The 12,878-nt window shown below is 56.5% G+C and carries 13 protein-coding genes; 4 read left to right on the top strand and 9 right to left on the bottom strand.

Features of this window, described 5'->3' with window-relative positions:
* Positions 1-7 precede the first annotated feature (7 nt).
* Positions 8-2,038 (top strand): M48 family metallopeptidase, encoded by a 2,031-nt coding sequence (locus LCM31_RS13770; protein ID WP_224870996.1) that lies wholly within the window; start codon positions 8-10, stop codon positions 2,036-2,038.
* 73 nt (positions 2,039-2,111) lie between these two features.
* Here the strand turns inward: LCM31_RS13770 and LCM31_RS13765 are convergent, their stop codons facing one another.
* From LCM31_RS13765 to petA, 5 genes are all read right to left on the bottom strand, one after another.
* Positions 2,112-2,726, bottom strand: a complete 615-nt coding sequence (locus tag LCM31_RS13765) for a Yip1 family protein (protein ID WP_224870994.1) — start codon at positions 2,724-2,726, stop codon at positions 2,112-2,114.
* A gap of 200 nt (positions 2,727-2,926) precedes the next feature.
* The gene (locus tag LCM31_RS13760; RefSeq protein ID WP_222232012.1) at positions 2,927-3,319 is read right to left on the bottom strand and encodes a ClpXP protease specificity-enhancing factor; all 393 of its coding nucleotides are present in this window, start codon (positions 3,317-3,319) and stop codon (positions 2,927-2,929) included.
* Positions 3,320-3,342: 23 nt separating this feature from the next.
* Entirely contained in the window at positions 3,343-3,972 is a 630-nt protein-coding gene (locus tag LCM31_RS13755; protein ID WP_010132516.1) for a glutathione S-transferase N-terminal domain-containing protein, read from the bottom strand.
* A 124-nt stretch (positions 3,973-4,096) separates the two neighbouring features.
* Positions 4,097-6,298, bottom strand: coding sequence for a ubiquinol-cytochrome c reductase (locus LCM31_RS13750; RefSeq protein WP_224870992.1), 2,202 nt, complete (start codon positions 6,296-6,298; stop codon positions 4,097-4,099).
* Positions 6,295-6,894, bottom strand: coding sequence for a ubiquinol-cytochrome c reductase iron-sulfur subunit (gene petA / locus LCM31_RS13745; protein WP_077405950.1), 600 nt, complete (start codon positions 6,892-6,894; stop codon positions 6,295-6,297). Before petA ends, LCM31_RS13750 begins: the two co-directional genes overlap by 4 nt.
* 285 nt (positions 6,895-7,179) lie before the next feature.
* On the opposite strand from petA, the gene LCM31_RS13740 reads away from it, so the two are divergent.
* On the top strand, positions 7,180-7,395 hold the full coding sequence (locus tag LCM31_RS13740) for a hypothetical protein (protein ID WP_222232016.1): 216 nt from the start codon (positions 7,180-7,182) through the stop codon (positions 7,393-7,395).
* On the opposite strand, the gene rpsI is transcribed toward LCM31_RS13740, so the two are convergent.
* The 3 genes from rpsI to zapE form a co-directional block, all read right to left on the bottom strand.
* The gene (gene rpsI / locus LCM31_RS13735; protein ID WP_043317418.1) at positions 7,392-7,784 is read right to left on the bottom strand and encodes a 30S ribosomal protein S9; all 393 of its coding nucleotides are present in this window, start codon (positions 7,782-7,784) and stop codon (positions 7,392-7,394) included. The genes LCM31_RS13740 and rpsI overlap by 4 nt on opposite strands.
* Before the next feature lie 14 nt (positions 7,785-7,798).
* Entirely contained in the window at positions 7,799-8,227 is a 429-nt protein-coding gene (rplM, locus tag LCM31_RS13730) for a 50S ribosomal protein L13 (RefSeq protein WP_222232018.1), read from the bottom strand.
* 180 nt (positions 8,228-8,407) lie between these two features.
* Positions 8,408-9,499, bottom strand: coding sequence for a cell division protein ZapE (gene zapE / locus LCM31_RS13725; RefSeq protein ID WP_224870990.1), 1,092 nt, complete (start codon positions 9,497-9,499; stop codon positions 8,408-8,410).
* A gap of 294 nt (positions 9,500-9,793) precedes the next feature.
* Here zapE and LCM31_RS13720 point away from each other — a divergent pair, with 294 nt between their 5' ends.
* Positions 9,794-10,258 (top strand): YhcB family protein, encoded by a 465-nt coding sequence (locus LCM31_RS13720; RefSeq protein ID WP_224870988.1) that lies wholly within the window; start codon positions 9,794-9,796, stop codon positions 10,256-10,258.
* A 111-nt stretch (positions 10,259-10,369) separates the two neighbouring features.
* On the opposite strand, the gene sat is transcribed toward LCM31_RS13720, so the two are convergent.
* On the bottom strand, positions 10,370-11,560 hold the full coding sequence (gene sat, locus LCM31_RS13715; RefSeq protein ID WP_224870986.1) for a sulfate adenylyltransferase: 1,191 nt from the start codon (positions 11,558-11,560) through the stop codon (positions 10,370-10,372).
* Between the two features lie 159 nt (positions 11,561-11,719).
* Here sat and LCM31_RS13710 point away from each other — a divergent pair, with 159 nt between their 5' ends.
* Positions 11,720-12,871 carry a S1C family serine protease gene (locus LCM31_RS13710; RefSeq protein WP_224870984.1) on the top strand — a complete coding sequence of 384 codons (1,152 nt, stop codon included), beginning with the start codon at positions 11,720-11,722 and terminating at the stop codon, positions 12,869-12,871.
* The last annotated feature ends 7 nt before the right edge of the window (positions 12,872-12,878 follow it).

Here is a 12,878-nt window from a genome sequence, read left to right as displayed (position 1 = left end):
ATCAGCGATGAATTTTTTTGAATATCAGGACAAGGCCCGGCGCAACAGTGGCGTGCTTGTCGCGCTGTTTTGCGCCGCGGTTATCGGGCTGGTGGCGATCACCACCGTGTTCGTCGCCTTTCTTGCAAGCTACTCGGATCTGCGCAACCCGGCGGTTGACACTTCGCTTGTCGGTATCATCAGCCACCTGGGCTGGGAAACCGTTGCCGGCATTGCGATAACGATCACCGCCATCGTCGGCCTGGCGAGCCTGTTTCGCCTGCGGCAGTTGGCTGGCGGCGGGCGCGCGGTTGCCGAGTCCCTGGGCGGGCGAAAAATAAATACCTCCCCCGATGGCCTCGCAGAGCAACGCGCACTGAATGTGGTTGAGGAGATGGCGCTGGCCTCCGGTACTCCGGTTCCCGATGTCTACATCCTTGAAGACAGCGCCATCAACGCCTTCGCCGCCGGTTACTCCCCAAACGATGCGGTAATTGGTCTGACCCGAGGCTGCATCGAACAGCTCAACCGCGACGAATTACAGGGTGTTGTGGCTCACGAATTCAGCCACATTTTTAACGGCGACATGCGCCTCAACATCAGGATTGTCGGGCTCCTGCACGGCATTCTTGTTATCGGCCTTGTGGGCAGCTGGCTACTGCGCGGTAGTTACTGGGGTGGCGGTCGCAGCAGCCGTGGCCGCATGCCGGTATTTGCTGCCGGTATGGGGCTCGTCGCCATTGGCTACACCGGTACTTTTTTTGGCAACCTGATCAAGTCCGCGGTAAGTCGTCAGCGTGAATATCTAGCGGATGCGTCAGCCGTGCAATTTACCCGTAACAAACAGGGCATTGCCGGCGCGCTGAAAAAAATTGCTCAGCATGCGCCTGGCTCGAACCTGCAAGCCACGAACGCCTCTGAATTCAGCCACATGTACTTCGCCAGCGGACTGAAGGCGAGTTTTGCCGGTCTATTCGCAACGCACCCCCCCCTGGATGCGCGTATAACGCGTCTCGATCCACAGTGGCAAACCGGCGCATACACCACTGAAAGCAGTATTGCGGCCATGGCAGACTCGGACCCGGGGGCGGTCTCGCATATGCACAGCCCGCACAACGCGACTAGTGGGGTGAGGCCAACTAGCGCTGCGGCCGACACCGCAAGTAATCCTTATCAGGCTACGCTTGCGGACATCGTCGAGGTGGTCGATAACAATATCGCCAATCCCTCTCATCAGCAGTGCGCGCAGGGCAAGGTACTATTAGCGGAAATACCCTCGCCGCTGAAGGCGGCGGCGCACGACCCCTTTGCAGCGCGCGCACTCGTCTACGGCCTACTGATTGCCGGTGATGAAGCGTCGGAGCATCGCGCGGCCCAGCTGGATTTACTCGCTAAGATCGCGCACCCAGCCGTCCTGCGTGAATTTGAAAAGCTGGCCCCGGAGCTGGTACAGATCGGCACGCATCTTCGCCTCCCCCTACTGGACCTGTGTATTCCAGCCCTGAAGTCGCTGGCGCCACAACAATTTCAGATATTCAAACGCAATGTCATCAAGTTGCTGCGCGCCGATGGCAAGATAGAAATCTGGGAGTGGGCGCTCTATCGAGTACTGATACACGGCCTGGAACATAACCCAGATCGACATCGCAAACTTGGTGCAACCAAAAAAGGCACAAAAGTCCTCGCCGATGCACACCAGTTCCTGCTCGCGACAATGGCACATGCAGACTGTTCGGATTACCTTGCCGCGAAGCGGGCATTTGAAGCAGGTGTACATCTTTTGGGGATGGACGCGGTAGCACTTCCCGCACGTGGAGATATGACACTGCAGAGGTTGGATAAGGCGGTCGCCATTGCGCGCGATACCCCCGCGCTGCAAAAACCGGCACTGCTTAAGGCTCTGGCGACAACCATGAGCCACGATGGCATCGTCGACGGTCGTGAAGTGGAGCTACTGCGCGCCATCGCAGACTGCCTGGACTGCCCGATGCCGCCCATCAAATTAACCCCCTCCATGCAGGCAGCCATGCCGTCAACGGTCCCGATGGCAACCGTGTGAATGCACAAAGCCGGCGAAAGCCCGCAAAGGCTACGCCGGCTTGCGAGTGAATGTTGATATAAGCTGGGGCTCACTAATTTTGATACACAGGGCCGATTCCCATACTCCAGAGAATGACGGTTCCAATCCGCACGGTTACCAGTAGCACCAGGCCCACCGTAATCACCGACGATGCGTAAACAAATGCACGTTCTTTATCGATGTTCATCAGGATCGGAATACCCTCATAAATGAGATAAACCGAATACGCGGTGGCAACCAATGTAACGGCAGCGTTCAACCACAGGTTGGGATAGAGCCCAATGAATCCAACCAGGAAGATGGGTGTGGTCACAAAGACCGCGAGTGCAGTACCCTCGTAGTGGCGTGTTTCCTCATCCCCTTCAACCCTGAAGCTCTTTGCCATCCAATTGATAAATTCCCCAAAGATATAAACGCCTATCAACAAAGAAAAATATGTGATGATCGCGAGGGTGAGGGCGCTTCCAGGAGTCAGCTTTTGCACATTATCGCCAACGGAAAAGCCAACCTGGGTCACCCCGATGTAGGCAGAAACAACCGGTATCAGCGCCAGAATGGGTACATGGCTCAGAAATACCTGCACAAACGAATGCTTGTCGGATCGGATAGCCTGCCACTCTTTATCCGGGTTGGTGAATATTCCAATGGTATGGCTCAGTAGTCTCACTTGGGCTTCTCCTGTATACGGCTTGATAGCAGTATCGGAAGGTGCCAGCAAATTCACCAATGAATAACAGGATTACGGCGTCAATTTTTACGCCAAAAGAATTTGAGAGGGGTTACACAGGGTACCGATAGGAAAAAGACAGCGCTTCAGTTACATTAGGCGCCAACAGGTGCCCCACTGACCGGGGCACCAGAGGAAAATCACTTCACTACGCGCAGTGCAGGCTTTTTAGACGGCTTTTTCAAGGTTGTTGGCGGTGTGGGCTCTGGCGGCTCCGGCGTTTCTTCCGGTTCGAACACCATACCTTGGCCATTCTCGCGGGCATAGATCCCCACCACCGCGCCAACCGGCACCTGGATATCGGTCGGAACGCCACCGAAGCGGGCGTTAAAGCGGATAGCGTAGTTGTCCATTGTGAGACCAACGACCGCCGTTTCCGATACGTTCAGCACGATCTGACCATCTTCATTAACGTGTTGCTGGGGAACCAACACACCATCCAAGTGTGTATCCACCAACAGGTAGGGCGTGCACTTGTTGTCGGTTATCCACTCGTAAAACGCCCGCAACAGGTACGGGCGATTGGACGTCATCGGCGGCTTATTCAATCAGCACCTCAGGCGCGCATTTCGCGCTCAAACTCGGTCAGGCTCTGCTGGAAGGCTTCACGGGCGAACAAGCGATCCATGTAGTCCAGCAGTGGCTTGGCCTGCTTGGTCTTGGGCAGCGCAACTTCAAGCTGATCAAGACGCCACAGTAGCGGTGCCATACAGCAATCTACCAGGGAGAACTCCTCATTAAAGAAGTACGGCAGATCGGTAAACATCGGTGCGATACCCACCAGGCTGTCACGCAGATCTTTGCGCGCGGCGGCAACGTCTTTACCTCCGGCCAGGATCTTGTCCACCAGCGGGCACCAGTCACGCTCAATACGGTGCATGATCTGACGGCTCTGTGCACGAGCTACCGGATATACCGGCAACAGCGGCGGATGCGGGAAGCGCTCGTCCAGGTATTCCATCATGACCTTGGTCTCGAACAGCACCAAATCACGGTCTACCAGAGTCGGCAGAGAGTTGTAGGGGTTGAGGTCGGCAAGCTCAGCAGGCTTGTCATCGGGGTCAACGTCAATGATCTCGACGGAAACACCTTTTTCCGCCAGCACAATGCGTACGCGGTGGCTGAAGTGACAACGACCGTCGGAAAAGAAGGTCATGGAGGAGCGCTTGTTAGTCGGCACACCCATTATGGAACTACCTCAATCTACTGACCGGAGCTAGTCCGGCCGAAATATTCAAAAATAGAAACGGGTGGTGGGCTAGTGCCGGCAAAGCGGCGGCCCACCACCCGAAAAACTCTCAGGCTTAACCTTAGTGGTGCACGTCTTTCCAGTACTCGCGGTTAAGCAGCCAGGCGAAGATGAAGAACACCAGAATAAACGCCAGTACGTAGAAGCCAATGCGCTTGCGGGTTTCCGCCATCGGCTCAGCGATATACTCCATGAAGTTCACCAGGTCGTAGACCGCCTGATCGTACTGCACGTCATCCATAGTGCCTTTCACATCGCCAACCCGCAGGCTGCCGCAATCGGCATCCATAATCGGGTTACCCATTTCGTCACGCACCACTTTGCCGTGATCGCGCTTCGGGCCTGGGGCACACTCCTGCAGACCCTGCAGCTCCATCAGCACGTGTGGCATACCAACGTTAGGAAAAACCTTGTTGTTCACGCCCAGCGGACGGCTGTCATCTTTATAGAAGCTGCGCAGGTAAGTGTATAGCCATTCTGGCGAACGGGCGCGCGCCACCAGGGTCAGATCCGGCGGAGTGGCGCCGAACCAGACTTTGGAATCGTCCGGCTTCATGGAGATCTCCATCAGATCGCCAATTTTGGCGTCACCCAGCACCAGATACTCGAGCATCAGTTCGTTTGGGATATCCAGATCCGTGGCCACACGCTCCCAGCGGGAAAAGTTAGCACTGTGACAGCCCATGCAATAGTTCACGAAGTACTTGGCGCCGCGCTGCAAGGAAGGCTTGTCGGTCAGATCGGTCTTGATGTAGTCCAGCTCGATGTCACTGGATGCACCAACCGCCTTGATCGGGATAAAGGTCAGCAACAGAACAGCAATAATACCGGCGAACAAAGTAATGAACGTCTTGGCACCAGACGGGCTGGTAACACGCTCAGGCTCCGGATGTACCACATCGCGATCGGTCAGCCACGGCAGAATGCCGAAGAACACCGCAAACACCAGGGACAGCAGGCCTACAAACAGGCTCGCACCCCAGTTGGCTACCGCCATCCACAGGAACATGAAACCGAACGCGCCACTCACGATCCAGGACAGCATGCCCTTACGGCTGATCGGATTGGTCCAGATCGGCATGGTTACAAAGAAGGCGAAGTAGAACAGGGTCGCTACCTGTGCCAGGAAGTTACGTCCAGGGGTCGGGGACTTCACACCCAGGTAACCCAGGATGATGAAGATCGCCGCAAACACCAGTAGCAAAACCTTCGGCAGCCAACCTTTGTAACGGATGGAGCGTACCGGGCTCTTATCCAGCCACGGCAGCACAAACAGGATGGCAATGGCCGCTCCCATGGCTACCAGACCAAGGAACTTCGCAGTCAGCGGGCCGATATCGATGGTCACCGCACGCAGCACTGCGTAGAACGGTGTGAAGTACCAAACCGGCGCGATGTGCTCAGGCGTCTTCAGCGGGTTCGCCTCTTCGAAGTTGGCGTATTCGAGGAAGAAACCACCCATTTCCGGGAAGAAGAACACCACTACACAGAAGGCAAACAGGAATACCGCGATACCAACCAGGTCGTGCACGGTGTAGTACGGGTGGAACCCAACGCCGTCCAGCGGCACACCGTTCTCATCCTTATGCTTCTTGATATCGATGCCGTCGGGGTTGTTAGAGCCCACTTCATGCAGTGCAAGAATATGCAGTACCACCAGCAGAACCAAAACCAGTGGCAGCGCGATCACGTGCAGGGAGAAGAAGCGCGTCAGGGTAATACCAGAGATCAGGTAGTCACCGCGAATCCACTGCACCAGGTCTTCACCAATACCCGGGATGGCGCCAAACAGGGATACGATTACCTGTGCACCCCAGTAGGACATCTGACCCCAGGGCAGTACGTAGCCCATGAAGGCCTCGGCCATCAACACCAGGTAGATGCACATACCGAAAATCCACACCAGCTCGCGCGGCGGCTTGTACGAACCGTACATCAGCCCACGGAACATGTGCAGGTAGACCACTACGAAAAAGGCGGAAGCGCCCGTAGAGTGCAGGTAGCGGATGATCCACCCCATTTCCACATCACGCATGATGTATTCAACGGAGGCGAAGGCGCCCTCTGCGGTGGGCGTGTAGCTCATCACCAACCAGATTCCGGTCAGCAACTGGTTCACCAGAACCAGCAGGGAGAGCACACCAAAGAAGTACCACAGGTTGAAATTTTTGGGCGCGTAATATTTACCCATGTGGGTATCCCACGCGCGGTAGATCGGCAGTCGCTGGTCGACCCAATCGCCAAGTGCGGTTAGCCAGTTCATGCAGCACCCTCCTGATCTACACCAATTACGATTACATCATCCCCATCGTAGGAATAGGGAGGTACTTCCATATTCAGCGGAGCCGGAACACCGGTATATACGCGGCCAGCCAGGTCATACTTGGAACCGTGACAGGCACAGAAGAAACCACCCTGCCACTGGTCACCGCCGAGATCGGCAGTGCCCACTTCCGGGCGGTACATAGGCGCGCAGCCCAGATGGGTACAGAGACCAACAAGCACCAGAGTCTGCGGCTTGATTGCCCGATTTTCCGGGTCAACATACGCCGGCTGGGTGGATTCCTGAGACTCAGGATCACGCAGGAACGGATCAACCTTGGTCAGGTTGTCCAGGACTTCCTGGGTACGACGCACCACGTAAACGGGCTTACCGCGCCATTCAACGGTGACCATCTGGCCCGGCTCCAGCTTGGCAATATTGTACTTAACTGGTGCGCCGGCGGCCTTAGCCTTGGCACTCGGATTCCAGGAGGCGACAAAAGGTACAGCAACCCCCACTGCCCCGGCACCACCCACAACGGAGGTAGCGGCAGTCAGGAATCGACGACGCCCCACATTTACACCGTCATCACTCATGACGTAGATCTCCCATCACAGCGCCCCGTAACCTGCCATATGCAAGCTCGAGACTGACTGGCCCAAACCCAAAATTCCGGAAAATAACTGTCAAGAATCTAAAAGCCAAATCCCGCAGGTAAATCAGGGAAGCCCGCGCGTTGGCAATGACGATACAGCTCCAATGGCCGAAAACCAGAGAGAACAGAGCGCCCGTGTAACGGCAAATAGCGTACCGTCACATAATCAGAGACTTAAAACAGAAACTCCCCTACAACTGGCCCGCCTGCTCAGCCATAGGACAATATGGCCAAACCCCAAGTGCAAGCGGATAGAAATTCGCGCAATGTTAAAGAAAATGCCAATTTGATACAAGGTGAATCCCGAGGGGAACGTCGGCAATCACGCAGCAAACTGGCGACTTTTTGCACAGCGAGGCAGCACACCCAAGCACAAACACAAAAACGCGAACAAAAAAAAGCCCGGCATTTGCCGGGCCTGAAAAAAGAAATTCTCGCTTAACGCTTGGAGAATTGCGGCTTCTTACGCGCTTTGCGCAGACCGACTTTCTTACGCTCAACAGCACGAGCGTCGCGAGTAACGTAGCCAGCTGCACGCAGCGGCTGACGCAGAGACTCGTCATACTGCATCAGAGCGCGAGTCAGGCCGTGACGGATAGCACCCGCCTGACCAAAGGAACCGCCGCCCTTCACAGTAACGTTGATGTCGAATTTTTCGACCATATCGACCATTTCCAGCGGCTGACGCACGATCATACGCGCCACTTCGCGGCCGAAGTATTCGTCCAGGGAACGACCGTTTACGCTGATTTTACCTTCACCCTGCGCGATAAATACGCGAGCGGTGGAGGTCTTGCGGCGGCCGGTACCGTAGTATTGAGTAGTTGCCATGAGAATGATTCCGTTTAGATCGACAGTTCAATCGGCTGCTGGGCCGCATGAGGATGTTCGCTACCCTTGTACACCTTCAATTTCTTGAACATGGCGCGACCCAGAGGGCCTCTAGGGAGCATGCCTTTCACAGCACTTTGGATAGTGCGCTCAGGCGCCTTGTCGATCAGCTTCTCAAAGCTGATGGATTTAAGACCACCAGGGTAGCCGGAGTGGCTGTGGTAGATCTTGTCTTTGGCCTTATTGCCGGTCACGCGGACCTTTTCGGCGTTGATTACTACGATGTAGTCACCGGTGTCCACGTGGGGCGTGTATTCAGGCTTGTGCTTGCCGCGCAGGCGGTGGGCGATCTCGGCGGAAATACGGCCGAGAGTCTTGTCCGCAGCGTCAACAATGTACCAGTCGCGAGTGACCGCTTCCGGCTTGGCACTGTAAGTCTTCATGTTATAAAACACCTGTATATGGCTCCCGAAATGGGGGCCGTCCCACGAAAAGAGCGCGAATACTACATAAGCGCCATGGGGTTTTCAAGCATAAAATTGAGCAACTTGTGAACAGCCCGTTCACGTGCTGCGCACCCTCCCAACACCCGGTAGCGCGACTGGTTATAAAGGAACAACGCGCTATTCCGCGCGGTGCGGCTGCGCCAGGTATTCGCGGGATTGCATCTCCTGCAAGCGACTTACCGTGCGCTCAAACTCGAAACGCAGCTGACGCCCGCCATAGAGACGCTCAATAGGCTCCGCCGCCGACACCACCAAATTGACGCCGCGGTCATAAAATTCGTCGATCAGATTGATAAAGCGCCGCGCCTGACTCTCGGTACGCTCGTTGAACTGCGGGATATTCGCCAGCAGCACTGTATGAAACTCTCGGGCCAGCTCGATATAGTCATTCTGGGAGCGCGGTCCGTCGCACAACACGGCAAATTCAAACCACGCCACATCATCGGCGATACGTACAGCGACGATGGGGCGGCCCTCGATATCCAGCGTGACCTGCTCACGCACCTCAGCCCCCTCCACCATCAGACTATTAAAGGAGCGCGCCAGACTGGCATCCGCATCCTCATCCAGTGGGCTGTGATACAGCTCGGCCATTTCCAGGGCACGCAGGCGGTAGTCCACCCCATTGTCCACGTTGACTACTTTGGCGTGTACGAGCAGTAGATCAATCGCGGGCAGGAAGCGGGCGCGCTGCAAGCCATCGCGATATAAGCCCTCCGGCACGATGTTTGAGGTGGCGACCAGAGTAACCCCCCGCTGGAACAGCGCCTGCAGCAGATTGGCCAGAATCATTGCATCGGTGATGTCCGAGACGAAAAACTCGTCAAAGCAAAGCACACGCGCGCGCTCGGCTATGCGATCTGCCACCTTCTCCAACGGGTTTTTCTGCCCCGCCAGGGTCTTCAACTGACGGTGCACCTCGCGCATAAAGCGGTGAAAGTGCGTGCGCTGCTTGCGCTCAAAAGGTAGCGACTCATAAAAGGCGTCCATCAGGTAGGTTTTGCCGCGCCCGACACCCCCCCAGAAATACAACCCCTGCTCTGGCACTTTTGCCCTCCCCCAAAGGCGGCGCACCTGCGCGAACAACCCACCCTCCTGTTCGCCCGCAAGCAACCGCTCATACAAATCCTGCAGCTCCTCGACCGCCGCACGCTGGGCAGGGTCCTCCATAAAATCGGGGCGTTGCAGGTCGCGCTGATAGCGCTCCATTGGGGATAAGCGCCGAGAAGGCGCCACTGGGGCAGACTGATGCTGTTCCGTGACCATCTAAGAGAAACCGTTCATATATATCAAGGCAACACTGCCAAGAAGGAACCGCCGGGCGCCTACATTTCGCGCCACAGGCTCAAGCGGAAGGGCCGACCAGAGGTCGACTGGCGCGCACTTTACCAAATCCCCCACAAATTGGCACAAACACCGCCACAGCGCGATGGACGGAATTGCGTATAATAAGATCGCCGCCACGGAATGGCCGGTGCCATTTATCTAAGAGGAGGAAGTATCGTGCACTCAACTTCGGTTTTAATTCTGGTGGGCGTGATCGGCCTGACCCTAGGCGCATTGCTGGCGTTTCTAGCGTCACGCGGGCGCCAGAGCATTGACCGCACCCAGGAACTGGAATTGCGCCTGAAAGAAGCCAACACCAAGCTGGAAGACTTTCAGCTTCAGGTAAATGAACATTTTGATCACACTGCACAGCTGGTCCACAACCTCACCGAAAGCTACCGAGATGTTCACGAATATCTGGCCAACAGCGCGATGCGCCTGTCCAGCCAGGACATCGGCCGACAGATGCTTGAAGCAGGCAGCGGCCAACTGAGCGACCGCAACGAAGAGCTGAATGTACTGCCCCCACGGGACTGGGCACCCAAAGAGCCCGGCGCCAAAGGCACACTATCGGAAGAGTTTGGCCTGGAGAAGGAAGCCTCCACCCCGACACCCGCGCCGGAAGGGGTTACCCACCGCTGAGCGCATACTGTGTGGATGCACAGCGACAAGGCACAAAAAAGGCGGGTTAACCCGCCCTTTTTGTGTCGCTCGAGCTGAGCACAACTCGAGCAATCCCAATAAACCTGCGAATTACAGGTTCTGATAGTAATCCATCAGGATCTGCGCAACTTCCGGACGGGAAAATTCCGGTGGCGGTGCAACACCGTTACCCAGCATCTCACGCACCTTGGTGCCTGACAGCAGAATAAAATCTTCCTTGGAGTGATCCGGCACGTCACGCATCATGACCACACGATTCAACTTCTTCGAGTAAGCGGTGTGGTCCGCACGGAAAATTTCAATCTCCAGCGCGCCTTCCGGTACCTTATCGTCGAAGATGGTCTGCGCATCGAATGCGCCGTAGTAATCACCCACACCGGCGTGGTCACGACCAACGATCAGGTGGCTACAACCGCAGTTCTGGCGGAATACCGCGTGCAGTACCGCTTCGCGCGGGCCCGCATAGAGCATGTCAAATCCGTATCCAGTCACCATCACGGTGTTTTTGGGGAAATAGTCTTCCACCATCTTGCGGATGGCGGCATCGCGCACGTGGGCTGGAATATCGCCCGGCTTCAACTTACCCAGCAGCATGTGGATAAGCACACCGTCCGCATCGACCGCATCCAGTGCCATTTTGCACAGTTCTTCGTGGGCACGATGCATGGGGTTGCGGGTCTGGAAAGCCACAACCTTGCTCCAACCGTGCTCGACAAATTCATTGCGAATTTCCACCGCGGTACGGAAGGTATCCGGGAAGTCCGCCTGGAAGTAACTGAAACTGAGCACTTCGATTGAACCGGAAATCAACTGACGGCCCGCACCCTTGAAGGTAGCAACACCGGGGTGGGCACCATCCAGAGTACCGAATACGTGCTCGGCAATGGTATCTACCTGCTCGTCGGTCACCGTCTCGATGGCTTCAACGTCCATCACTGCCAGTACCGGATTGCCTTCCACATTAGGGTCGCGCAGGGCAATACGCTTGGCGCCAGCGATCGCGGAAGTGTCTTCCACCATGTTCACTACAGGTACCGGCCAGAACAGGCCGTCTACGGTGCGCAGAGTCTCGGCCACGCTCAGGGTATCCGCCAGGTTCATGTACCCGTGCAGCGGGTTGAAATAACCGGCACCCAACATCACGGCGTTCGCCGCCGCAGCGGAACTTACAACGATGGAAGGCAGAGACTCCGCTTCATGCGCGAGCTGGTGATGGCGCTCGGCATCGTAGACAAAGCGCGGCTGCAGCTCGACACTGCCGTGTGGACGAACCAGGGACATAGAAACTCCTGAGGATGAGGAACCAGACGAAATTTTTGAGCGGCACATTATACGGATTAACGCCACCACACCAAGAGCTGAGACTACCCGACGTTAGAACTTCTGATGAGGACACCAGAACCGAAAGACGTATAATGACCTCAAACCAAGGAGCCTTCGGTGTCACTACAACGATTTGTGCAAGATTGGGCCATCCCCGCGGCGATTGGCCTGGCGGTGGCTGCCGCACTGCTACTGGCGTTTCCCCACTTGCGCGGAACTACCACTCCCCCCACTCCGGGCGCCGCCTCCTCAGGCCCCGTATCCTATGCCGGCGCGGTCAATCTGGCGGGCCCTGCGGTAGTCAATGTGTTTAGCCGGATACCTCTGCGCAATCACCCGATGGCCAACCATCCGCTGTTCCCCTACTACCTGAACAAAATGACTCCGCTGCAGCGCGAGCGCTTGCAACAAAACCTCGGCTCCGGCGTTATCGTCAGCGAGGACGGATATTTGCTGACCAACCTCCACGTCATCTCCGGTGCCGAGCAGGTCTCGGTGGTATTGGCTGACGGCCGCGAGGGCCAGGTCAGGTTAGTCGGTGCCTCGGCAGAATTTGATCTTGCGGTGCTCAAGATAGACCTCCCTAATCTGACCGCAATCGAAATGGGCGACCCGGACCGGGCGCAGGTTGGTGATGTGGTGCTCGCCATCGGCAACCCATGGGGAGTCGGGCAAACGGTTACCCAGGGCATCATCAGCGCAACCGAGCGCGATCTGGACAATACCGGTATCGGTGGCTACCTGCAGAACTTCCTGCAAACCGACGCGGCGATAAACCCCGGCAACTCCGGCGGCGCGCTGGTCGATGCGCACGGCAAGCTGCTCGGAATCAATACACGAGTCCTCGACCAAACCGCCTCCACCAGCGGAATCAGCTTCGCGATCCCATCAAACATTGCCCTCAAAGTGATGCAGGACATCATCGAGTTTGGACGTGTGGTGCCCGGCTGGCTCGGCATCGAAGCGCAAAACCTGACACCACTGCTGGCACGTTCGTTTAACCTGACTTCCACCAACGGAGTCATCGTTACCGCAATCTACAACCAGGGGCCTGCGCAAGAGGCAGGACTGCGGCCCGGTGACGTTATCACGCACATCAACGCCACGCCGATTAATGACGGCAAGCATGGTAACGCCGCAATGGCAACACTGCGCCCCGGGGAGGTTGTGACCATCACTTATATCCGCGAAGGCGAAGTTCTTGCCACCCGCGCTACGGTCTCAGAAAAACCGGACGGGAATTCACTTCAAACGCCGGAAGAAAACTAAGCAAAAA

It is taken from the genome of Microbulbifer agarilyticus (assembly GCF_020171345.1).
GTDB lineage: Bacteria > Pseudomonadota > Gammaproteobacteria > Pseudomonadales > Cellvibrionaceae > Microbulbifer > Microbulbifer agarilyticus_D.
Note: the sequence above shows the minus strand (reverse complement) of the source record. Positions and strands in the feature narration are given on the sequence as shown.

Excerpts from the sequence above, each read along its gene's own strand:
- LCM31_RS13770 (WP_224870996.1), top strand. The coding sequence starts at position 8 with ATGAATTTTTTTGAATATCAGGACAAGGCCCGGCGCAACAGTGGCGTG.
- LCM31_RS13760 (WP_222232012.1), bottom strand. The coding sequence starts at position 3,319 with ATGACGTCCAATCGCCCGTACCTGTTGCGGGCGTTTTACGAGTGGATA.
- LCM31_RS13755 (WP_010132516.1), bottom strand. The coding sequence starts at position 3,972 with ATGGGTGTGCCGACTAACAAGCGCTCCTCCATGACCTTCTTTTCCGAC.
- LCM31_RS13750 (WP_224870992.1), bottom strand. The coding sequence starts at position 6,298 with ATGAACTGGCTAACCGCACTTGGCGATTGGGTCGACCAGCGACTGCCG.
- petA (WP_077405950.1), bottom strand. The coding sequence starts at position 6,894 with ATGAGTGATGACGGTGTAAATGTGGGGCGTCGTCGATTCCTGACTGCC.
- LCM31_RS13740 (WP_222232016.1), top strand. The coding sequence starts at position 7,180 with ATGGCCAAACCCCAAGTGCAAGCGGATAGAAATTCGCGCAATGTTAAA.
- rpsI (WP_043317418.1), bottom strand. The coding sequence starts at position 7,784 with ATGGCAACTACTCAATACTACGGTACCGGCCGCCGCAAGACCTCCACC.
- rplM (WP_222232018.1), bottom strand. The coding sequence starts at position 8,227 with ATGAAGACTTACAGTGCCAAGCCGGAAGCGGTCACTCGCGACTGGTAC.
- zapE (WP_224870990.1), bottom strand. The coding sequence starts at position 9,499 with ATGGAGCGCTATCAGCGCGACCTGCAACGCCCCGATTTTATGGAGGAC.
- sat (WP_224870986.1), bottom strand. The coding sequence starts at position 11,560 with ATGTCCCTGGTTCGTCCACACGGCAGTGTCGAGCTGCAGCCGCGCTTT.